Genomic DNA, 21,368 nt, shown 5'->3' with positions numbered 1-21,368 from the left:
ATAGCATAAGAGACGCCGCATCCGTGTAGCGGCAGGTTGAAGGGGAGGACAACCGTATGAGTGGCTTGGTCGCCAGTGGTGAAAAACGACTCGTGCTTGTATCAGGACGGGCACACGTCGATCTTGCAAATCAGGTAGGTGAGCATCTGGGCTGCGGTGTCTCTGCGACCACTGCCTACGATTTTGCCAACGGAGAGATCTACGTTCGATTCAACGAATCTGTGCGTGGAGCCGACGTCTTCGTGCTGCAGTCGCACACCACCCCTATTAACAAGTGGCTGATGGAACAGCTCATCATGATTGATGCCGCCAAGCGCGCGTCAGCCAAGCGCATCACCGCTGTTTCACCGTTTTACCCCTATGCACGTCAGGATAAGAAACATCAGGGTCGTGAACCGATCTCCGCTCGCCTCGTGGCCGATCTGTACAAGACAGCCGGAGCTGACCGCGTGATGAGCGTGGATCTGCACGCCTCGCAGGAACAGGGCTTCTTCGACGGTCCTGTTGATCACCTGTGGGCCATGCCCGTGCTGGTCGACTACGTGCGCGGACGCGTGAACCTGTCGCACGCCACTGTCGTGTCGCCGGACGCCGGCCGCATTCGCGTGGCTGAGAAGTGGGCTGCGAAGATGGGGAACTGCCCGCTGGCATTCATTCACAAGACCCGTGACACCACTCGCCCCAACGTCGCGGTCGCCAACCGCGTGGTGGGTGAAGTCGACGGGCGTGACTGCGTGCTGGTTGATGACCTGATCGACACGGGCGGCACGATTGCTGAAGCGGTCAAGGTACTGTACAAGGCCGGTGCGAAGTCAGTGCTCGTGGCGGCAACGCACGGCGTCCTGTCCCACCCGGCAACCCAGCGCCTCTCTGAGTGTGGAGCAACTGAAGTGGTCGTCACTGACACGTTGCCCATCACTGGGGAGAAGCGTTTTGACAAGCTGACGATCCTGTCGATTGCGCCTCTGCTGGCTCGCGCCATTAAAGAGGTCTTCGAAGACGGATCGGTCACATCACTGTTCGACGGGGTCGCATAGAGCGCCCCTTTCGGGTTAGGCTATGTGTCGTTGCTCCGGCGAGGGCGTCGCATATCTGCGGTGCCGTGATCGACGAAGCTTTTACCTGCGGTGCGCCCGCGCGCAGAGAGAAGCCTTGTTGGTGTCGTCGGCGAAGAAACGACTGAAAAATGGAGGCTTCAATGAGTGAAAATCATCTTGATGCGCAGCTGCGCAATGACTTTGGTAAGGGTGCAGCACGCCGCGCACGTCGTGACGGCGTGATCCCCGCAGTCATGTACGGACACGGTTCCGACACGATGCATCTGGGACTGCCCTCGCACGAAACGTTTTTGATTGTGCGTTCTAACCCGAACGCAGTCGTTGAACTGTCGGTCGATGGTGAAACCTACCTGACATTAGTGAAGGACGTCCAGCGTCACCCCGTGTCACGCAACATCCTGCACGTCGACCTGCTGGCCGTGAAGGCCGGCGAAAAGGTTGATGTTGAGGTTCCGATCTCCGTCGTGGGCGAGCCGCAGGCCGGCCTGACGCACACCGTCGAAACCTTCCAGGTCATGGTGGCTGCGCCTGCTACCTCGATCCCCGAGTTCATCGAGGTCGACATCGAGGGCGCCGAGGACGGCCTGGTGATCCACGCAGGCGACCTGAAGTTGCCTGAGAACGTTGATCTGGTCACCGACGAAGAGGTTGACATTCTGTCGGTCGCCGAGATTCAGGAAAACGAAATTCCTGAACCTGAAGCAGCTGCAGAAGGCGAATCTGAAGGCGCAGAAGCCGCTGAAGCCGCTGAGGAAGCATCTGAAGAAGAGTAAGACCCGACTCTCCGGTCATAAACCTCCGGTCGCCGTGGAGCGGCCGGAGGTTTATGCATATTCTGGAGCCATGACGACCCATATCGCCCCGACCATTCACGCGATTATTCCGGCTGGAGGCTCAGGTACACGCCTGTGGCCACTGTCGCGCCGAAACCGCCCGAAATTCCTGCTCGACCTGACGGGCAGCGGCTGCTCCATGCTGCAGGAGACAGTGGCGAGGCTGACGCCTGTCTCCCGGTCCATCACGGTCGTCACCGGCGCCAGGCATCGTGACGCTGTCGCCGCCCAGCTGCACGACGAGTGCACAATCCTTGCGGAACCGGCTCCACGCAATTCGATGGCAGCGATCGGGTGGGCAACCTACTCCATTCTCAGGCGTTTTGGGCAGGACGCGATTGTCGGCTCATTTGCAGCTGACCATGCCATCGCGCACCCCGATCAGCTGCACCAGGCGATCGGGCGGGCAGTTCAGGCAGCCCGCAGCGGTTACCTGACAACGATTGGCATTGCGCCCACCTCGCCATCGACCGCGTACGGATATATCCATCCCGGGCCTGCACTTGGGGGAGCCAGCGGCGCCTATACAGTCAGCGAATTCGTGGAAAAGCCCAACGAGTCAACCGCCCGGCGATACGTGACGGACGGCTACCTGTGGAACGCTGGAATATTCATCGTGCGGGCGGGCACGCTTAGGGACGCCCTCGCCCATGAGAATCCACAGATGGACCGCGCCTTGAACGCGATCGTGGACCCTGACACCGACCCGAACGAGCGCGAAGAACTATGGGAGTCCATTGAATCGATCGCCATTGACTACGCCCTGGCCGAGCCGCTCGCCGCGCGCGGACGCGTCGCGGTGGTGCCTTCGCAGGATCTGGGGTGGACTGACGTGGGGGACTATCCCTCGCTCAACACGTTCGGCCAATCGGAGCGATCGGTCGTACGCGTTGATGCGCCGGGCACCAGCGTGCACTCGTCGACCGATCAGATGATTGCGCTGGTCGGGGTGGACAACATGACCGTCGTCGTTCAGGACGATGCGATTCTGGTGGTCAGCAATGACCGCGCTCAGGACGTATCTCATGTTGTGGAGCTGGCGCGTGAAAACGGACGTCTGGACATGATCTAGATCAAGAATCCGTAATTTTGCCCAAACGCCCCTACGATTTGCGCTATCGTTATGAGGATTCTGCAGCGACGACATGTCCACCGAGGGCATGCCATATTCGTGAGAGGAAGACTATGACGAAGAGCTTCAAACTAGGCGCTGTTGCAGCGATCGCAGCGCTCGCGCTCGCAGGATGCGGCGCAGCACCCGAAGCATCAAGCGGATCAACCGAACCGGCATCAGGAGCCGGCAGCCAGTCCGGTCAGGCAGCGGGTTCCAGTGAAGTCAAGGCCTGTATGGTCTCTGACGAGGGCGGCTTCGACGACCGCTCCTTCAACGAATCCGGTAAGGAAGGCATGGATCGCGCTGGCCAGGAACTGGGCGTGGAAGTCAAGTTCGCGGAATCAACGTCAGACGGTGACTACCAGACCAACGTTGACGCCATGATCCAGGACGGATGCACGCTGATCGTCGGCGTTGGATACAAGCTGGCTATCACCATGGCTGAGGCAGCACAGGCCAACCCGGATATCCAGTTCGCACTCGTTGACTCGCAGTTCCAGGACGCACAGCAGAACCCGATCGAACTGGAAAACGGCCGCCCGCTCATCTTCAACACGGCTGAGGCAGCGTTCCTCGCCGGATATGTTGCAGCCGGCACCACCACGAGCGGCACAGTCGCAACCTACGGCGGCATGGAAATTCCGACCGTCCAGATCTTCATGGAAGGCTTCGCCAAGGGCGTTGAGAAGTACAACGAAGACAACGGCAGCGCCATCCAGGTTCTGGGGTGGGACACCGAAAAGAAAACCGGTTCATTCGTGGGCGACTTCTCCTCAATCGATAAGGGACAGACTCTGACTGAAGGATTCATCTCTCAGGGCGCCGACATCATCATGCCGGTTGCCGGCCCAATCGGCTCAGGCACCTTGTCAGCCATCAACGCAGCACCGAACAAGAGCGAACTGAAGGCAGTGTGGGTTGACGCTGACGGTCACGAATCAGTGGGCGATCCAGCCATCTTCACGTCCGTCGTCAAGGAAATCGGAAATGCCGTGTTCGACACTGTCAAGGACGCGAAGGACGGCAACTTCTCCTCCACGCCATACATCGGCAACCTGAAGAACAAGGGCGTGGCGATGGCTCCGTTCTACGACATGGACTCCCAGGTTTCTCAGGAACTCAAGGACAAGGTCGAAGAGTTGAAGCAGCAGATTGTGGACGGATCACTGGATGTGTCCACGCAGTACGACCCGGCAAAGTGATGCGCTCTCTGTGAGCGTGTAACACCGACCGAATGATGAAGATGCCGTCGCAACCGAATATGAGGTGGCGACGGCATCTTCGTTCTTTCAGAAAAGAGTCAGCGAGTGAAACTCGAACTACGAGGCATCACTAAGGTTTTCGGGCCCCTCGTCGCCAATGACCATATTGATCTGACCGTTGAACCTGGTCAGATTCACGCCCTGCTGGGTGAAAACGGCGCAGGTAAATCAACGTTGATGAATGTGCTGTACGGCCTGTACCAACCAGATGCCGGTGAAATCCTCATCGACGGGGAACCCGTCCACTTTAAAGGCCCCGGCGACGCTGTGGCAGCCGGAATCGGCATGGTGCACCAGCACTTTATGCTCGTCCCCGTATTCACCGTTGCCGAATCCGTGGCCCTGGGTTACGAACCCACCGGCACGTTTGGAGTGATCGACGAGGTCGCCGCCGCCCGTAAAGTGACTGAAATCTCAGCCCGATTCGGATTCGACGTGAATCCGAAAGCACGAATCGAAGACCTGCCTGTGGGAGCTCAGCAGCGCGTGGAGATCATCAAGGCACTCTCGCGTGAAGCTAAAGTGCTGATCCTCGATGAGCCGACTGCCGTGCTCACCCCGCAGGAAACCGATGAACTTATTGAGATTATGCGCGGACTGAAAGAGGACGGCACATCCATCGTTTTCATCACGCATAAGCTGCGCGAAGTGCGCGCAATCGCGGACCGCATCACGGTGATCCGGCGCGGAAAAGTGGTTGGTGAAGCTGCTCCGGATTCAAGCGAGAACGAGCTGGCCTCGATGATGGTGGGCCGCGACGTGAATCTGACGGTGGAAAAAGGCCCGGCCTCACCTGGCGAGGTTGTGCTGGATGTGGACGGACTGTCGCTGGTTGATGCGGTGGGCGCAGTTGCACTCGATGATGTGACGTTGAGTATTCGCAGCGGAGAGATTCTGGCGGTGGCCGGCGTGCAGGGCAATGGTCAGACCGAACTGGCTGAATGCCTGCTCGGACTGGAAACACCGACGTCCGGGACGATGACAATGTCAGGAGCGCAGCTCTCCCCGATGAGTGTGCGCCAGCGCATCCATCACGGCATGGGGTTCGTGCCCGAGGATCGCTCGACCGACGGCATGATCGCAGGCTTCTCGATTGCCGAAAATCTCATCCTGGATATTTCGAACAGTGCGCAGTTTGGCGCAGGTCCGTCGTTAAATCCGAAGAAAGTGCGCGTCAACGCACTCGAAAAAGTTGACGAGTACGACATTCGTGTCACCGACGTGTCTGACCCGATCTCCACTCTGTCGGGCGGCAATCAGCAAAAGGTCGTGCTGGCACGTGAAATTTCGCGCGACCTGGACCTTCTGGTGGCCTCGCAGCCGACCCGCGGCCTGGACGTCGGATCGATCGAGTTCGTCCACCGCCGCATTGTTGCTGAGCGTGACGAAGGAACCGCGGTGCTGATCATATCCAGTGAACTGGACGAGGTTGTCGCGCTGGCTGACCGGATCGCCGTGATGTATCGCGGACGAATCGTCGGCATCGTCCCCGCCGATACACCGCGCGACGTGCTGGGACTGATGATGGCGGGTGTGCCCGCCGACGAAGCTCGCAGCCAGGCCGCTCACCATGAAACAATTCTGGGCGCTGCCGACGAGCAGGCTGAAAAGGAGGAGCAGTGAAAGAGGCACAGGAAACACCAGACGTGTCCGACCGCTCCGGTGCGCAGGCTTCCCTCATCCGACGCGTCATGTCGGGCTCCTGGCTCGTATCGGTTCTAGCCGTTGTCGTGGCACTCGTCGTCGGATCAGTGCTGATCGCCATTTCAAACCCAAACGTTCAGACAGCGGCCGGGTATTTCTTCGCACGCCCCGTCGACACGTTCGCCGCATTGTGGTCCGCAGTGGGCGACGCCTACGAGGCGATGCTGCGCGGCGCAGTCTTTGACTGGAAAGCGTCCAGCACAGCACGCATGTGGCGGCCGATCACCGAAACCCTCACCAACTCGGTTCCCCTGATCTTTGCGGGCCTGGGTGTGGCAGTGGGATTCCGGGCAGGCCTGTTCAACATCGGTGCGCAGGGGCAGGTCGTGCTCGGTGCAATCTTCGGCAGCTACGTGGGATTCGCCTGGCACCTGCCACCCGTGATTCACTTGCTGGCAGCCATGTGCGGAGCCGCCCTCGGCGGTGCACTGTGGTCCGGAATTGCCGGCATCCTGAAAGCGAAGACCGGCGCGAACGAAGTCATCACGACGATCATGCTCAACTCGATCGCCGGTTTGCTGATCGGGTACGTCCTGACCCGGCCCTCGTTCATTGGCGAGGGAAACACGAACCCGAAATCCATGCCGGTCCTCGAAACAGCGATGTACCCCAGGCTGCTGGGAGATTCCTTCCGTGTGCACTTCGGATTCATTGCCGCTCTGGCGGCTGCACTGTTCGTGTGGTGGCTGCTGGAGCGTTCAACGATCGGGTTCGAATTCCGCGCGACGGGCCTGAATCCTGCGGCGGCACGCACAGCGGGTATCTCCGTTGAAAAAGTGACGACGCTGGTCATGATTGTTTCTGGTGCGCTGTGCGGTCTGGCTGGTTCGGCCCCGGCTCTGGGCACTGAACGCTATCTGACCACCGGCATTGCCGCATCAATCGGTTTTGATGCGATCACCGTGGCGCTGCTGGGCAAGTCACGCCCACTGGGTACGGTGCTGGCCGGATTGCTGTTCGGCGCGCTGAAAGCGGGCGGTGCGATTATGCAGACTGCGACGCAGACTCCGATCGACATTGTCCTGGTCATCCAGTCCACGATCGTGTTGTTCATTGCCGCGCCGCCACTGGTTCGCGCGATTTTCCGTTTGCCTGAACCGCTGCCGCATTCCCGTATCGCGAAGAAAGAGGTGGCAGCATGAGCACCACAGCGACTACACAGTCTGTGCAGCCCGCACTGCCGGTGAAAGTTGTTGTTTCCTACGCGCTGGCGGCGGTACTAAGCGCACTGTTGGCGTTCTATTGCCACAGTTCCACGCGCTTTGCGCTGGGACGGTCCTCGGACTTCGTGGCGATCCCGGACTTCTCTGTTCCTGCACGGCCTTTCGCCATCGTGGCCACGCTGATTCTGGCAGCCCTGACAGCCGTCGCATTCATGCAGCGGCAGCGCCGCGTGAGCACTCCGCTGTGGATGCATGCAATCGTCGGCGTGCTGTTCATTCTCGTGTTCCTGACCTGGGCTGGAGCGGGGCGCGACACCGTCATCCCGATCGTCACATTGCTGGCGGGCGCACTGACCCTGTCAGTCCCATTGATTTTCGGCGCAATGGCCGGAACGGTGGGGGAGCGCTCCGGAACCATCAACATCGCCATTGAAGGTCAGCTGCTTTTCGGAGCGTTCCTCGGAGCGGTCGTCGCTTCGCTTGCCAGGAGCGCATGGGTGGGCCTGATTGCCGCGCCGATCGCCGGCATGCTGGTGTCACTGCTCCTGGTGCTGTTCGGACTGAAATACCGCGTCGACCAGATCATTGTCGGTGTTGTGCTGAACGTGCTGGTATTGGGATTGACCAGCTTCTTCTACTCCACGGTGCTGAATGTGTCAGCGGAGTCGCGCGAAGCCTTCAATTCCGGTGTATCACTGCCTGTCATTTCGATTCCGATCCTGTCCAGGATCCCCCTGATCGGCCCGGTGCTGTTCCAGCAGACCATCTTGGTGTACACGATGTACGTTGTGGTTGGAGTGCTGCAGTTCATGCTGTTCCACTCACGATGGGGCCTGCGTATGCGGGCGTGCGGCGAGCACCCGCAGGCAGCCGACACAGTGGGCATCAACGTGATGAGGACACGCATCAACAATGCGATCCTGGGTGGCGCTCTGGCCGGCCTGGGCGGTGCGTTCTTCACCATCGGGCACGGCCTGGCATTCGCCAAGGACATGGCATCGGGCAACGGCTACATCGCCCTGGCCGCCATGATTCTGGGCGGCTGGACCCCGATCGGCGGAGTGGCCGCAGCGCTGCTGTTCGGTTTCGCCATGAACCTGGGCTACACGCTGTCCATTATCGGATCACCCATGCCGTCACAGATCATGCTGATGATCCCCTATGTGGTGACGATTCTGGCGATTGCAGGCTTCGTGGGTCGTGTGCGCGCGCCAGCCGCAGAAGGCGTTCCCTACCCGTAAACTAGAAATGGAACGGCAAGGGAGAACTATGGAGATCACAGACCAGACGTGGGCTGACCTTCACCAGGCAGCCGTCAGTGCCATGCAGCGAGCCTATTGCCCGTATTCGCACTATCCGGTGGGCGCGGCCGCCCTCGTCGACGATGGTCGAATCGTGTCGGGATGCAACGTTGAGAACGCCGGGTACGGTGTGACACTGTGCGCTGAATGTGGCGTGATATCTGAACTGATCAACACAGGTGGAGGGCACCTGGTCGCGTTCGCGTGCGTCAATGCCCACCAGGAGGCGACCGCTCCGTGCGGACGGTGCCGACAGATCCTGTTCGAACATGGCGGCCCTGACCTGATGCTCGCCATGCCTGGCGGCCTGATGCGGATGGACGAGGTGCTGCCGCGCGGCTTTGGCCCGTGGAATGTGCGTGAAGTGACAGGGGAAGGCCCTGAGAACGGAGGAAGCAATGAGCGTTGAACAGTTTGACGTTGTCGACATCATCTCAGCCAAGCGTGACGGAGGTGAGCTGGACAACCAGCAGATCGACTGGGTGATCGATGCCTACACGCGAGGCGTCGTTGCCGATGAGCAAATGTCGGCACTGGCGATGGCGATTTTCATCAACGGGATGCAGCGCCGTGAAATTGAGCGCTGGATGCAGGCCATGATGAGCTCCGGGGAACGCATGGACTTTTCCAGCCTGACGCGCCCCACCAGTGACAAGCACTCCACCGGCGGTGTCGGTGACAAGATCACGCTGCCGCTGGCACCTCTCGTCGCGGTGTATGACGTGGCCGTGCCACAGCTGTCCGGGCGCGGCCTGGGGCACACCGGCGGAACCCTGGACAAGATGGAATCGATCCCCGGGTGGCGCGCGAACCTGAGCAATGACGAGATCCTGCACATGCTGGATACGGTTGGGGCGGTGATCTGCGCGGCAGGGTCCGGGTTGGCTCCCGCTGACCGCAAGCTGTACGCGCTGCGTGACACGACCGGAACCGTTGACTGTATTCCGCTGATCGCATCGTCGATTATGTCGAAGAAGATTGCTGAAGGCACCAGCTCACTGGTGCTGGACGTGAAGGTCGGCTCCGGTGCCTTCATGAAAGACATTGACCATGCGCGCGAACTGGCACGCACGATGGTGGACCTTGGTTCAGATGCAGGTCTGTCGATCTGTGCGCTGCTCACCGACATGTCCACGCCGCTGGGACGTACTGTCGGTAATGCGCTGGAAGTGCGTGAAGCTGTGGAGGTCCTGGCCGGTGGCGGACCCTCTGACGTGGTGGAACTGACCGTTGCTCTGGCACGCGAAATGCTGCGTCAGGCTGGACGAGGAGACGTTGACCCGGCTGAAGCGCTCGCTGATGGCCGCGCGATGGACAAGTGGCGTGAAATGGTCGCAGGCCAGGGCGGGGATCCTGACGCTGCGCTGCCGGCTGCCCAGCACACGGAAGTCATTGCTGCCGAAGCCTCCGGATATATCACCGCGATGGATGCACTCTCGATCGGTGTGGCCTCGTGGCGCCTGGGGGCTGGCCGCGCACGCAAGGAAGATGCTGTGCAGGCGGAAGCAGGCATCGAAATCCACGCCAAACCGGGTGAGGCCGTCACGAAGGGGCAGCCTCTGTTGACGCTGCACACGCAGACACCTGAGCGAATCGAGCGGGCGCGTGAAGCCCTGTCGGGAGCCATCGCGATTGGCCCTGATCGCCGCGGCGGTGCTGACTCCGTCGTGCTGGGTCGAGTGGATCCTCAGTGAACACCGCGCGCCCTCGGCCACTTCCCGCAGTCATGCCGCATCAGGTTGACGGCACAACGTGCGGGATCGCTGCGCTTGCAGCGGTTGCCGCGCGGGCGGGCGGACCGCAGCACGCCTATCTGAATGCTCGGCGCGATGCTGTTGACCGGATCCAGGTTGCGCTGCACGCTCAGGCCGCGCGGGTGGGGATCCCGTGGCCGCAGGCCTTAGGCACCTCGCCGTGGGCACTGGCTTCACTGGCATCAAGCGTGGTAGGAGTGCGTTACGGCTGGACGCCATGGGCATGCGGGGGTGTTGACCGGGTTCAACGGGCAGTCAACAGCGGAATCGATGCGTTCGTCTACGTGGGGGCGCACCGCCTCATCCCTCGGCACGTCATCGCCGTGCTCGCAGCGGAATCCGCTGACTCGCAGTGGGTGGTTTTCGAGCCATCCAGCGGGAAAGTCATCACTACTTCTCCCAGCGTGTTCACACAGGCTCGCGCTGGGCACCCTCGGCAAGAATTTGGAAACTGGATGCTGCCCAGCCTTGTGGTAGCGCCCTGACCTACTGAAAAGGAGACACCATGACCACTCGATCCGACGTCGCACAGATGATCGACCACACATTGCTCAAACCGGAATCAACCGACCAGGACGTGCGCGCGCTGATTGCACAGGCTCAGGAACTGGGCACCTACTCCGTGTGCGTGTCACCGTCGATGCTGCCCATCGACGCCCCTGAAGGACTCCATGTGGCGTGCGTGTGCGGATTCCCCTCCGGCGCGCACAAGGCCGAGGTGAAAGCCGCTGAAGCTGCTCAAGCCGTTCGTGACGGCGCTGACGAGATTGACATGGTCGTGAACCTTGCGCTGGTCAAGCAGGCAGACTGGGATGGTGTGCGCGCCGACATCGCAGCCGTGCGTGCAGCATGCCCCGACTCGGTTCTGAAAGTCATCATCGAATCAGCCGTCCTGACCGATGAGGAAATCGTGGAGACCTGCAAGCAGGCAGAAGCTGCCGGAGCGGACTTCGTCAAGACATCCACCGGTTTCCACCCCTCAGGTGGTGCCTCGGTCCACGCCGTTGAACTCATGCGTCAGACCGTGGGAGACCGCCTGGGAGTCAAGGCATCGGGCGGAATTCGCGACGCTCAGAGCGCGCTCGCCATGATCGAAGCAGGCGCCTCCCGGCTTGGCCTGTCCTCCTCGGCCGCCGTGCTGGACGGCCTGGACGACTAGGTTGCGCTACACGCCGAGCGCTGCGCGCAGGTCAGTTTTGACCCGCTCGAGGCGCTCGGCGGCTTGTGTTCGGGCCGCGTCCACATTCCCATCCGAAACAGGGATCACAACCTCGCAGTAGCACTTCAACTTCGGCTCAGTGCCCGAGGGGCGAGCCACCACGCGGTCATCGGATTCGGTGCGGAAAATAAGCGCATCCGTACCGGGCAGATCGAGCTGCTCCGAGCCGTTCGTCAGGTCGGTTTTCTCGATGACGGGGGAGCCGGCCAGCGAATCCACACCGCGCTCGCGCAGATTCGTCATACCGGTTGCGATCGTGGCCAGGTCATCGACACGGATCGTCAGGGGAGAGGTCGCATACAGGCCGAACTCGCAGGCCAGCTCATCGAGAACCGCCCGAAGAGAAGAACCGTCAGCCTTGCGTTCTGCTGCAAAGCGCGCCAACTGCAGGCACGCTGAAATACCGTCCTTGTCGCGCACATACCCCGGATCCACGCAGTATCCCAAAGCTTCTTCATAACCGAAGACCAGGTTCGGCACGCGGGAAATCCACTTGAAACCGGTCAGTGTGACACGGTGTGTCACGCCGTGCGCCTGCGCGATGCGCGACAGCAGACGTGAGGACACAACCGAGTTGGCAACGGTCGGGTTGCCCTCGCCGCCACGTGCCTGCGTGACTGCCCGCAGTCCCAGCAGTGCGCCTACCTGATCTCCGGTCAACTGCCTCCAGCCACCCTCGATGGAGGGATCGGGAAGCGCGGCGCTGCAGCGGTCAGCATCTGGATCGTTCGCCAGGATGATGTCGGCATTAACGTCGCGCGCCAGCTGCATCGCCAGGTCCAGTGCCCCCGGCTCTTCAGGATTGGGGAAACGCACGGTCGGGAAATCCGGATCAGGATCCTGCTGCTGGGCAACGACGTGGACATCGGAAAAGCCGCGCCTGCGCAGTGCTTCACTCATCGTTGCTCCGCCCACACCGTGCATGGAGGTCACGACGATGCGTAGCTGCGCATTTTCTGGCCCGCCCGTCACCAGTGAGGTGACGCGATCCAGATAGGCTTCCACGATTGAGTCGTCGAGTTCGTGCCAGCCTGAATGGGCGCGTGGAACGTCACGAACAGAGGTGACGGCCTGGATCGCCTCGAAAATTTCCGCATCGAAAGGTGGGACGATCTGAGAGCCCTGACCAGAATCTGTGACCACGCGCCCACCCAGGTAGACCTTGTAACCGTTATCTTCGGCCGGGTTGTGCGAGGCCGTCACCATCACTGCCGCATCGGCTTCCAGGTGGCGCAATGCGAACGCTGTGAGGGGCGTGGGCATGGCGAGCGGCAGGACGTAGGCAGTGCCGCCGGCTGCGGTCGCAACCCCCGCCGTATCGAGGGCGAACTGGCGCGACCCATATCGGGCATCGCAGCCGATCACGATCGAAAAGTCCGGGCCCGCATGGCGCTTGAGAACCTCCATGAGGCCGGCTGCAGCGCGAATGACGACAGCGCGGTTCATTCTGTTCGGCCCTCCTCCGAGATGGCCGCGCAGCCCGGCTGTTCCGAATTCGAGGAGGCCCTTGAAACGGTCGGCCAGTTCAATGCGCGCATCCTCGCTAGTGGCGGACTGCTCAAGCAGATCCGTCAGCTCGCGTGCGGTCGCCTCGTCAGGATCGTCGTCAATCCACCGGCGAACAGCTTCAACGTCGATATCCATGTGTGTCACTGTCAGTCCTTCCGCTATCACTCAGCATCAGTTGCGATTGCCTGAACGATATCAGCTAAGAGGCGCGCAATTCTGGGAGCGGCCTCCTGACCGGCTGCGATCACCTCGGCATGCGAGAGGGGTTCAGGTGAGATTCCTGCTGCCAGATTCGTCATGAGTGAGATGCCGAGGATCTCCATGCCGGCTTCGCGCGCCGCTATCGCCTCGAGCGTGGTGGACATGCCCACCAGGTCGCCGCCCAGGATCCCTGCCATCTTCACTTCGGCGGGGGTTTCATAGTGTGGGCCGGGGAACTGGACATACACGCCTTCAGGCAAGGTCGGGTCAATCGTGTGAGCGACAGTGCGCAGACGCTGCGAATACAGGTCGGTCAGGTCGACAAATGTAGCGCCCTCCAGCGGGGAAGCGCCGGTGAGATTGATATGGTCGCGGATCAGAACCGCCTGGCCGGGGCTCCACTGTGGGTTCAGCCCTCCACACCCGTTGGTCAGGACGACGGTGCGAGCTCCTGCGGCCGCTGCTGTCCTCATCCCGTGGGCAACCGCTCGCACTCCTTTGCCTTCGTAGTAGTGCGTTCGTGAACCCAGGACGAGGGCGACTGTGTCAGATCCGTGCACCCGAATTGAGCGCATGACGGGAACGTGGCCAGCCACTGCGGGAGCAAAGAAGCCCGGCACTTCTGCTGCAGGGATTTCGCTGATTGTTTCACCGATCAGGTCGGCTGCTCCGCCCCATCCTGATCCCAGCACGAGCGCAATGTCGTGGTGGTCGATGCCGGAGCGGCGCGCAATGGTGTCCGCTGCGTGCCGCGCAAGTTCACCAGGTGTGGGGTCGGTAGAGTCGTCGCAGGTGCCGTGAGTGTGAACGTCAGATCGGGTCATGAGGATAACGCTACAACGAGGACCTATTATTTTTCTGTAAACAATCGGGCAACGTCGCTGACATGCCGATCACACCAAGGAGAGGTTGATGGAAAGTCAGGAAAACCATCCCCACAAACGCACCTATATGCGCGGCCCCGTTATGCTGCGAGGAAACCAGATACCGAAGGAAACCTCGGAAATGCGCTTGCTGCGGCCACAGAAAGACACTGACTGGGTGCATGAAGACCCGTGGCGCGTGCTGAGGATCCAGGCGGAGTTCGTTGAAGGGTTCGGAGCGCTGAGCGAGCTGGGGCCGGCTGTGTCGGTCTTCGGTTCGGCACGCACGCAGGAAGACGATCCGTATTGGGAATACGCTCAGATGATTGGCCGACTGCTGGTCGAATCGGGATATGCCGTCATCACCGGCGGTGGTCCGGGGGCGATGGCGGCGGCGAACAAAGGTGCTTTTGAAGCGGGCGGGGCTTCCGTCGGCCTGGGCATTGAGCTGCCGATGGAGCAGGCAATGAACCAGTGGGTGAACATGGGGATCAACTTCCGCTACTTCTTCGCCCGTAAGACCATGTTCGTGAAGTATTCGTGTGGATTCATCGTCATGCCCGGTGGTTTTGGCACGATGGATGAACTGTTCGAAGCGGTCACGCTGGTGCAGACCGGCAAGGTCCAGGCATTTCCGTTGGTCTTGATCGGGTCAGACTACTGGGGTGGGCTGGTCGAGTGGGTACGTTCCACAATGGTGACTCACGGTGCGATTTCGCCCGGTGACCCGGACCTGTTCACGCTCGTTGACGATCCGCGTGAAGCTGTCGCCATCATTCGTGAACGCACGAAAGAGTGATTTTTCAGCGTAATTTCGCCTGTGCGCATCCCATTTTGCGGCAGTCACGGTAGAATGGATGTGTCCACTGCCAAGCGCAGATTGCGTGTCGGCAGCAGTGAAAACCATACCAAGGAGCGTGAGACATGGCAGCCATGAAACCTCGGACTGGTGACGGTCCCCTCGAGGCCACCAAAGAAGGGCGCGGCATTGTGATGCGTATTCCCAGTGAAGGTGGCGGGCGGCTGGTCATCGAGCTCACGCCTGAGGAGGCGAAAGACCTCTCCGAGGCACTGTCACAGGCTGTGTGACGTGTAGCTGGACCAAGGGGTCTCATCGTGCGGCAGACGCATGGTGAGACCCTTCGTTTATGTCCGGTCAGGCTTTGACAGCAACCAGGACGCCGTCACCGACCGGAAGCAGCGAGGTGACGAAATCCTCCGTTTCACCCATCACGCGAATCACTTCACGCATGACAACGGTTTCCTCGTCACGGCGGGCCGGATCTGCGACTCGGTCATGCCACAATGCGTGTACCACCACCGCTGTGCCGCCTGGGCGGAGGATGCGCAGCGCATGGTCGAGGTATTCGGGCGTTTCCTTCACGTCAGCGTCAATGACGATCATGTCGTAGGCACCGGCTGCCATGCGGGGCAGTACATCAAGCGCCCTGCCAGAGATCAGGCGTGTGTGGCCGGAACCCCGGCCGGCCGATTCAAATGCGCGGCGGGCATGACGATGGAATTCAGGTTCTACGTCAATTGTGGTGAGCACACCGTTGGTCGGGATCCCCTCAAGCAGCCACAGGCCTGACACACCTGCACCCGTGCCGATTTCCAGGACAGCTTTCGCTCCGGTGCACGAGGCAAGCATCCGCAGCGTTGCGCCGACACCTGTTGAAATAGGCTCAGCTCCCAGCTCGATGGCAACGTCGCGCGCGCGCCGAATGGTCTCAGATTCGCTGACGTATTCTTCTGAAAAAACCCAGGTTTGCGCTTTATCTGATGTCACGACGTCCTCCCACACCCACATGAATCATTCACGTTGTCCTCAAGCCTACCTTGATTGAACGGCGGCTGGTGATTTCACGTGCCGCGCTATCCGAGGCGCCCTCCCTGTGCAGGTGTCACGTTCAGGTGCATTCCGGCCAGTCCGCGCTTGCGCTGTCCCAGCAGCGCGCCCACCGTTTTCAAGACGGTTGCTGCGTCACCTTCGCCACTCAGGACGATGGGGGAGCCGGAGTCGCCGCCCTCGCGCAAGTGAATGTCGAGCGGAATCTGGGCCAGGAGCGGCACGTCGTATCCGAGTTGTGCACTCAGGCGTGCCGATACGGATTCGCCGCCGCCGGTGCCGAACACTTCGAGGCGCGACCCGTCCGGCTGGACCAGGTAGGACATGTTCTCGATGACGCCGAGGACGTGCTGCTGGGTCTGCGCTGCGATGGAGCCGGCACGTTCCGCAACCTCTGCCGCCGCAACCTGCGGAGTGGTGACGACCAGGATTTCAGAGGTTGGCAGCAGTTGTGCAATGGAGATTGCCACATCACCGGTGCCGGGAGGCATATCGATGAGCAGAACGTCCAGGTCACCCCAGAATACGTCCGCGAGGAACTGCTGGAGTGCGCGGTGCAGCATCGGTCCGCGCCACACGACGGCCTGGCCGTCCGGAACAAACATGCCGATTGAGACGACCTTGACGCCGCCGGCACCGATCGGCGGAATGATCATGCCGTCCAGAACCTGCGGCTCATGAACCACGCCCATCATGCGCGGAATGGAGAAGCCATAAATGTCAGCGTCGAGGACGCCAACTTTCAGGCCGGCGGACGCCATTGCTCCGGCCAGGTTCGCCGTCATGGACGACTTGCCAACCCCGCCCTTGCCGGATGTGACCGCAATGATGCGGGTGAGTGAATCGGGCTTGTTGAAGAGGATCTCGCGTTCGGCCTTCCCGCCGTTGAGCTTTTCACGTAAAGCTTTCTTTTGCTCGTCATTCATGACGCCCATCGTGACCTCGACGGTTTCGATACCGTCAACGGCACCCACCGCAGCCTTGATGTCGCGCGTGATCGTCTCGTGGAGGGGACAGCCCGCAGTGGTCAGCAGGACACCGATATGAGCGGTGGTCCCGTCGATACGGACCTCGTCAATCATGTTGAGGTCGGTGACCGGGCGGTGCAGTTCCGGATCCATCACCGTTTCAAGAGCGGAGTGGACAGCGTGTTCAATGGACGTTTCAGACATGTAATCCATCGTACTTGGCCGACACAAACTCGCCAGGTGGGTCACGCCACACGGGGACGGATAATGCTAGGCGTCCTTCTGCCCAGCCAGTTCGGCGCGGACCTGTTGGGTCACTTCCTGGCGGACTTCGTCCTCCAGTTCGGCGCGGATCCGGGCGCGTAGGGACGCCTCGTCGGTTCCGTTGCCTTCCTGGAGTTCGTCGAGCATGTCACGAAGTTCGGAGCGTACGAAGTCGCGGGTGGCCATATCCTGCAGGCTCAAACGCAAACCGGCGATCTCGCGCGTGAGGTATTCCGTGTCCGTCAGGTTGCGTTCGGCGCGCTGCCGGTCCTGCTCGGCCTGTACGCGGTCACGATCGTCCTGACGGTTCTGCGCCAGCAGGATCAGAGGTGCCGAGTACGATGCCTGCAGTGACAGCATCAGCGTCAGTGCGGTGAAACCAAGTTCTGCCTTGTCGAATTGGAGCCTGTCGGGCGCCAGAGTGTTCCAGCCGATCCACAGGGCGACGAACACCGTCAGATAGACGATGAACTGCGGGGTGCCGGAAAAACGCGCGAGGCGTTCGGCTGCGCGCCCCATTCCTTCCGATTCGAGGTTGATGCGCGGGAGCCTGCGGCGGCGGTCAGCGGGTGTGTCCAAACGGTCAGCCATCGATGCTCCTTGCCATCAACTTGTCGGTCACGTCATCATCAAAGTCACGCCAGTCGGTCGGCAGCAACGCGTCCAGGACGTCGTCAACGGAGACAGCGCCCAGAAGAACGTCGTCCTCGTCGGTGACGGGCACCAGAGACAGGTTGTACGTTGCCATCAGACGAGTGACCGTCGCGATGTGAACGGTGGGGGAGACGGCCTCAATGTCATCATCGAGGATCGTTCCCAGCAGTGTTTGGGGTGGTTCACGCAGTGCGCGCTGGATGTGCACAACCCCCAGGAACGGGCCGGTCGGTGTTTCCTGGGGTGGGCGCGTGACACACACGATGGATGCCAGCGATGCGGGCAGGTCAGTGCGTCGCACAGCGGCCAGCATCTGCGCCACGGTTGCGTCAGGGCCGAGGATGACGGGCTCGGTGGTCATCAGCGAGCCGGCCGTTGATTCGGCATAGGTCAGCAGCCTTCGCACGTCCTGTGCTTCTTCGGGACCCATCCGAGCCAGCAGGGATTGCGCAATCGGATCAGGCAGCTCAGAGATCAGGTCGGCCGCGTCGTCAGGCTGCATTTCGTCGAGGATGTCGGCGGCGCGTCCAGTCTCCAATGCGGACACGATTTGCACGCGGTCATCATCACCGAGTTCTTCGAGCACGTCGGCCAGTCGGTGTTCAGGCAGTTCCTGAGCGACCGCGAGCTGGCGGTCAGCGGGCAGGTCATGCAGGAAGTCCGCCAGGTCAGCTGCCTTCATGTCCTCGGTGTATTGGATGAGTGCGGTGGCGGTCTGGTCGGAGTCGGCAATGAAAAGGCCAGTGGTCTGTGGAATATCGACGGTCAGGGTCTCGCCTCCGCGACGGAATCCCAACGTGTTGAGGCGCTGGCGCTGGACATGCAGTTTGGTGAGCACCCAGTCACGAGGGCGACGCTGCTCCATCGCCACGTCGAGGATTTTTGCTTCGCCGCTGCCATCGTTCATTGTGATGATGCGGTCGAAGAGCTGGGAAATGACGAGTGCTTCAGCTGGCCGCTGATTGAAGCGGCGCAGATTCAGCAGGCCTGTGATGATAACAGCTCCGGATTCGATGGAGGTGACGCGAGTGAAAGGCAGGAAGATCCTGCGACGCGGTCCGACCTCGATGACGAAGCCGATGACGTTCGCCGGGGTCTTGAGTCGCATGGCCACGACGACGTCATGGATGGTGCCAACTTTTTCACCCAACGGGTCAAAAACGCCTGTGCCGGCAAGCTTGGCGACGAAGATGCGGCGACGTCCGGGCGTCACGGTGGTTGGAGCAGCAGTATTCACACAATCAGTCTAGGCTGAATTCATACGCGTCAGGTGATGTGAGGTTTCACGAGGCGCAGGAAAACTTTATGGTGTGATGTGAAAGAGGATTAAAAATGGCACGCCGCCACGGTTCGGCGCTCCTTGCGCCAACAATGCCATCCGGTACAGAGGTTGGCTCATACAAGACCTATATGGAAGCGTCAGATGCGGTTGACTATCTGAGTGATCAGGGATTCGATGTTCAGTTCATCACGATTGTCGGCACGGACCTGCACATGGTGGAGCGTGTGACCGGCAAGCTGACGACTGGAAAGGTCGCTGCGTCGGGCGCTGCGTCGGGCGCATTGTGGGGCGCGTTCATTGGACTGCTGATGTCCTTTTCACTCCAAAGCAACATGTTGCCGTTCATGCTGCTGTCGCTGGGTGGTGGCGCACTGATCGGTGTCATCATGTCGGTGCTGTTCTACGCGCTGACAGGGTCGCGTCGAGATTTCACATCACATTCACAGACCGTGGCCTCACGCTACGCGGTGTTGGCGGCGGCGCAGATCGAAGAGGCTTACAAGTTGCTGCAAAATACGCGTGGCAACCTGATCCAGCCGATCCGTCAGCGCAGGCAGCGCCCGGAACCGACTGGTCCGACTGAGTACGGCTCGCGCGCTGACGAACAGCCACGTTTTGGTGTGCGCCTGGAAGAAGGACAGCGTGAGCAGGACCAGGAACACGCGGACGAGCCTTCGAGGAATGAATCGGTCGATCCGTGGGCGGCGCCCAGCAAGGAAGGCGGGGACACCGCTCAGCGGTAGCCCGCGCCTCCGTGTGAACGGTCAGCGGTTACTTGCCGCTGGCCTGCACCTCGGCAATCCACGCTTCAACATCGTCGATGGTGCGGGGAATGTCCTCGGAAATGCGGGTCACTGAACCATCAGCGTTGACCTGCACGTCATCTTCAATACGTACGCCGATTCCGCGCAGCTCCTCAGGAACAGCGAGGTCATCGGCACGGAAGTACAGTCCCGGCTCAATGGTGAAGGTCATACCTGGCTCCAGCAGCGCATCCTGATACAGCTCGCGACGAGCCTGCGCGCAGTCATGCACGTCGAGACCCAGGTGGTGAGACGTGCCGTGCGGCATCCACCGGCGGTGCTGCTGGCCTTCACTGGACAGCGACTCCTTCGCGCTGACCGGCAGAACGCCCCACTGCTCGAGACGATCCGCCAGCACCTCCATTGCCGCGTCATGAATGTCGCGGAAACGGGTGTTCGGTTGCCCCGCACGCTTCAAGGCTGCTTCACACGCATCGAGCACAGCCTGGTAGACCTTCTTCTGCGGTTCGGTGAACGTGCCGTTGACCGGCAGTGTGCGGGTGATGTCGGCGGTGTAGAGGGAGTCGACTTCGATGCCGGCGTCGACCAGAACCAGGTCGCCCTCGCGAACGGGACCGTCATTGTCAATCCAGTGCAGAGTGTTTGCGTGATTACCGGAAGCGGCGATTGTTTCATAGCCCAGGCCGTTGCCTTCCTCGCGGGCGACAGCACCGAATGCACCTTCAATGACGCGCTCTCCACGGCGGTGTCCGACGGCGCGAGGCAGGCTGCGGATAATGTCGTCAAAGCCCTGTTTGGTGACCTCAACCGCGTGGCGCAGTTCCGACAGCTCGTATTCATCCTTCTTGAGGCGGATCTCAGACAGATGCTCCTGGAGCTTCTCATCATCGGGCAGTGCGTCTCCGCCGACGGGCAGCCCCGCCTGCTGGCGCACCTCGTTAACCATTGCTTCCACGTTCGCGTCAACGCCGGGCACGATGCGCAGCTGAACCTGGCCGGCATCTTTAGCCAGCGCGTCGCGCAGCGTGTCGATATGTGCGCACTTCAGGCCGGTCATTGCTTCCATCTCAGCGATCGACGGGCGCGCTCCCACCCAGAATTCGCCGTAGCGTGAATCAGCGTAGAACTCCTCTGAAGATCGTGAGGCGCGCGGCTTGAAGTACAGGACAGCTTCATGGGTAGCGCCCGACGCGTCACCCTCGTCAATGGGGTCGAGGACGAGGACGGTGTCAGGCTCTTTTTCCCCACCCAGGCCGGACAGGTGCGCGAACGCTGAATGCGGGCGAAAACGGTAGTCGCAGTCATTGGAACGTACCTTGTAGGTGCCGGCGGGAATGACCAGGCGCTGTCCGGCAAAGGGTGCTCCGGCAAGTTGGTGCCGGGCTGCCAGGTAGTCCGCTGCTCCGCCTTGTTCGGGCAGGTCACTGGGACGAGGACCCCAGTTCGAGCCGATGAAAGCGCGGAACGCCTCTGAGGTGGGACGGCGCGAGCGCGTATTGCCGCGGTCAGCCATCGTTTGATCAGTTGATTGTTCAGTTTCGGTTTCGTTCTCACTCATGCTTCTATGTTCTCACTTTCAGCGATCAATGCTGCGCTGAGCCCGCCA

At 61.0% G+C, this 21,368-nt stretch carries 21 protein-coding genes; 14 read left to right on the top strand and 7 right to left on the bottom strand.

Annotated features, from left to right (window positions below):
• Nucleotides 1-56: 56 nt before the first annotated feature.
• From QP093_RS08375 to deoC, 11 genes are all read left to right on the top strand, one after another.
• Entirely contained in the window at nucleotides 57-1,037 is a 981-nt protein-coding gene (locus QP093_RS08375) for a ribose-phosphate diphosphokinase (RefSeq protein ID WP_058236176.1), read from the top strand.
• A 161-nt stretch (nucleotides 1,038-1,198) separates the two neighbouring features.
• Nucleotides 1,199-1,831 (top strand): 50S ribosomal protein L25/general stress protein Ctc, encoded by a 633-nt coding sequence (locus QP093_RS08370; RefSeq protein WP_092648260.1) that lies wholly within the window; start codon nucleotides 1,199-1,201, stop codon nucleotides 1,829-1,831.
• Between the two features lie 70 nt (nucleotides 1,832-1,901).
• Complete coding sequence (locus QP093_RS08365) at nucleotides 1,902-2,963, top strand: mannose-1-phosphate guanylyltransferase (RefSeq protein WP_285016084.1); 1,062 nt, start codon at nucleotides 1,902-1,904, stop codon at nucleotides 2,961-2,963.
• A gap of 113 nt (nucleotides 2,964-3,076) precedes the next feature.
• On the top strand, nucleotides 3,077-4,207 hold the full coding sequence (locus QP093_RS08360) for a BMP family lipoprotein (RefSeq protein ID WP_285016083.1): 1,131 nt from the start codon (nucleotides 3,077-3,079) through the stop codon (nucleotides 4,205-4,207).
• 105 nt (nucleotides 4,208-4,312) lie between these two features.
• Nucleotides 4,313-5,890, top strand: a complete 1,578-nt coding sequence (locus tag QP093_RS08355; protein ID WP_285016082.1) for an ABC transporter ATP-binding protein — start codon at nucleotides 4,313-4,315, stop codon at nucleotides 5,888-5,890.
• Entirely contained in the window at nucleotides 5,887-7,113 is a 1,227-nt protein-coding gene (locus QP093_RS08350; RefSeq protein WP_257590373.1) for an ABC transporter permease, read from the top strand. Before QP093_RS08355 ends, QP093_RS08350 begins: the two co-directional genes overlap by 4 nt.
• Nucleotides 7,110-8,375: an ABC transporter permease gene (locus QP093_RS08345; protein WP_285016081.1), complete on the top strand. Its 1,266-nt coding sequence runs from the start codon at nucleotides 7,110-7,112 to the stop codon at nucleotides 8,373-8,375. Before QP093_RS08350 ends, QP093_RS08345 begins: the two co-directional genes overlap by 4 nt.
• A 28-nt stretch (nucleotides 8,376-8,403) precedes the next feature.
• Nucleotides 8,404-8,844 (top strand): cytidine deaminase, encoded by a 441-nt coding sequence (locus QP093_RS08340; protein ID WP_285016080.1) that lies wholly within the window; start codon nucleotides 8,404-8,406, stop codon nucleotides 8,842-8,844.
• The gene (locus QP093_RS08335) at nucleotides 8,834-10,129 is read left to right on the top strand and encodes a thymidine phosphorylase (RefSeq protein ID WP_285016079.1); all 1,296 of its coding nucleotides are present in this window, start codon (nucleotides 8,834-8,836) and stop codon (nucleotides 10,127-10,129) included. Before QP093_RS08340 ends, QP093_RS08335 begins: the two co-directional genes overlap by 11 nt.
• Entirely contained in the window at nucleotides 10,126-10,674 is a 549-nt protein-coding gene (locus QP093_RS08330) for a hypothetical protein (protein ID WP_285016078.1), read from the top strand. Before QP093_RS08335 ends, QP093_RS08330 begins: the two co-directional genes overlap by 4 nt.
• Before the next feature lie 20 nt (nucleotides 10,675-10,694).
• Nucleotides 10,695-11,348: a deoxyribose-phosphate aldolase gene (gene deoC, locus QP093_RS08325; RefSeq protein WP_058236166.1), complete on the top strand. Its 654-nt coding sequence runs from the start codon at nucleotides 10,695-10,697 to the stop codon at nucleotides 11,346-11,348.
• A 6-nt stretch (nucleotides 11,349-11,354) separates the two neighbouring features.
• Here deoC and QP093_RS08320 read toward each other — a convergent pair whose 3' ends face one another.
• Both QP093_RS08320 and QP093_RS08315 read right to left on the bottom strand, forming a co-directional pair.
• A complete protein-coding gene (locus tag QP093_RS08320; protein WP_285016077.1) occupies nucleotides 11,355-13,052 on the bottom strand; it encodes a phospho-sugar mutase in 1,698 nt (565 codons plus the stop codon).
• Nucleotides 13,053-13,078: 26 nt separating this feature from the next.
• Complete coding sequence (locus QP093_RS08315) at nucleotides 13,079-13,942, bottom strand: purine-nucleoside phosphorylase (RefSeq protein ID WP_285016076.1); 864 nt, start codon at nucleotides 13,940-13,942, stop codon at nucleotides 13,079-13,081.
• An 88-nt stretch (nucleotides 13,943-14,030) separates the two neighbouring features.
• On the opposite strand from QP093_RS08315, the gene QP093_RS08310 reads away from it, so the two are divergent.
• Both QP093_RS08310 and QP093_RS08305 read left to right on the top strand, forming a co-directional pair.
• Complete coding sequence (locus QP093_RS08310; protein WP_285016075.1) at nucleotides 14,031-14,780, top strand: LOG family protein; 750 nt, start codon at nucleotides 14,031-14,033, stop codon at nucleotides 14,778-14,780.
• Between the two features lie 125 nt (nucleotides 14,781-14,905).
• Complete coding sequence (locus QP093_RS08305; RefSeq protein ID WP_070725565.1) at nucleotides 14,906-15,070, top strand: DUF3117 domain-containing protein; 165 nt, start codon at nucleotides 14,906-14,908, stop codon at nucleotides 15,068-15,070.
• 67 nt (nucleotides 15,071-15,137) lie between these two features.
• On the opposite strand, the gene QP093_RS08300 is transcribed toward QP093_RS08305, so the two are convergent.
• The 4 genes from QP093_RS08300 to QP093_RS08285 all read right to left on the bottom strand — a co-directional run bounded on the left by QP093_RS08300 (nucleotide 15,138) and on the right by QP093_RS08285 (nucleotide 18,953).
• Entirely contained in the window at nucleotides 15,138-15,791 is a 654-nt protein-coding gene (locus QP093_RS08300) for an O-methyltransferase (protein ID WP_285016074.1), read from the bottom strand.
• A 65-nt stretch (nucleotides 15,792-15,856) separates the two neighbouring features.
• Entirely contained in the window at nucleotides 15,857-17,002 is a 1,146-nt protein-coding gene (locus QP093_RS08295) for an Mrp/NBP35 family ATP-binding protein (protein ID WP_058236238.1), read from the bottom strand.
• Nucleotides 17,003-17,068: 66 nt separating this feature from the next.
• Nucleotides 17,069-17,653: a DUF1003 domain-containing protein gene (locus QP093_RS08290; protein WP_058236161.1), complete on the bottom strand. Its 585-nt coding sequence runs from the start codon at nucleotides 17,651-17,653 to the stop codon at nucleotides 17,069-17,071.
• Nucleotides 17,646-18,953 carry a magnesium transporter MgtE N-terminal domain-containing protein gene (locus QP093_RS08285; protein ID WP_257590375.1) on the bottom strand — a complete coding sequence of 436 codons (1,308 nt, stop codon included), beginning with the start codon at nucleotides 18,951-18,953 and terminating at the stop codon, nucleotides 17,646-17,648. The genes QP093_RS08290 and QP093_RS08285 overlap by 8 nt, the downstream gene beginning before the upstream one ends.
• A gap of 95 nt (nucleotides 18,954-19,048) precedes the next feature.
• On the opposite strand from QP093_RS08285, the gene QP093_RS08280 reads away from it, so the two are divergent.
• Complete coding sequence (locus QP093_RS08280; RefSeq protein WP_285016073.1) at nucleotides 19,049-19,741, top strand: YflT domain-containing protein; 693 nt, start codon at nucleotides 19,049-19,051, stop codon at nucleotides 19,739-19,741.
• 28 nt (nucleotides 19,742-19,769) lie between these two features.
• Here the strand turns inward: QP093_RS08280 and QP093_RS08275 are convergent, their stop codons facing one another.
• Complete coding sequence (locus QP093_RS08275) at nucleotides 19,770-21,320, bottom strand: aminopeptidase P family protein (protein ID WP_285016072.1); 1,551 nt, start codon at nucleotides 21,318-21,320, stop codon at nucleotides 19,770-19,772.
• Nucleotides 21,321-21,368 lie beyond the last annotated feature (48 nt).

The organism is Pauljensenia sp. UMB10120 (assembly GCF_030212035.1).
Classification (GTDB): Bacteria; Actinomycetota; Actinomycetes; order Actinomycetales; family Actinomycetaceae; genus Pauljensenia; species Pauljensenia radingae_A.
This window is presented reverse-complemented; position numbering and strand designations above follow the sequence as displayed.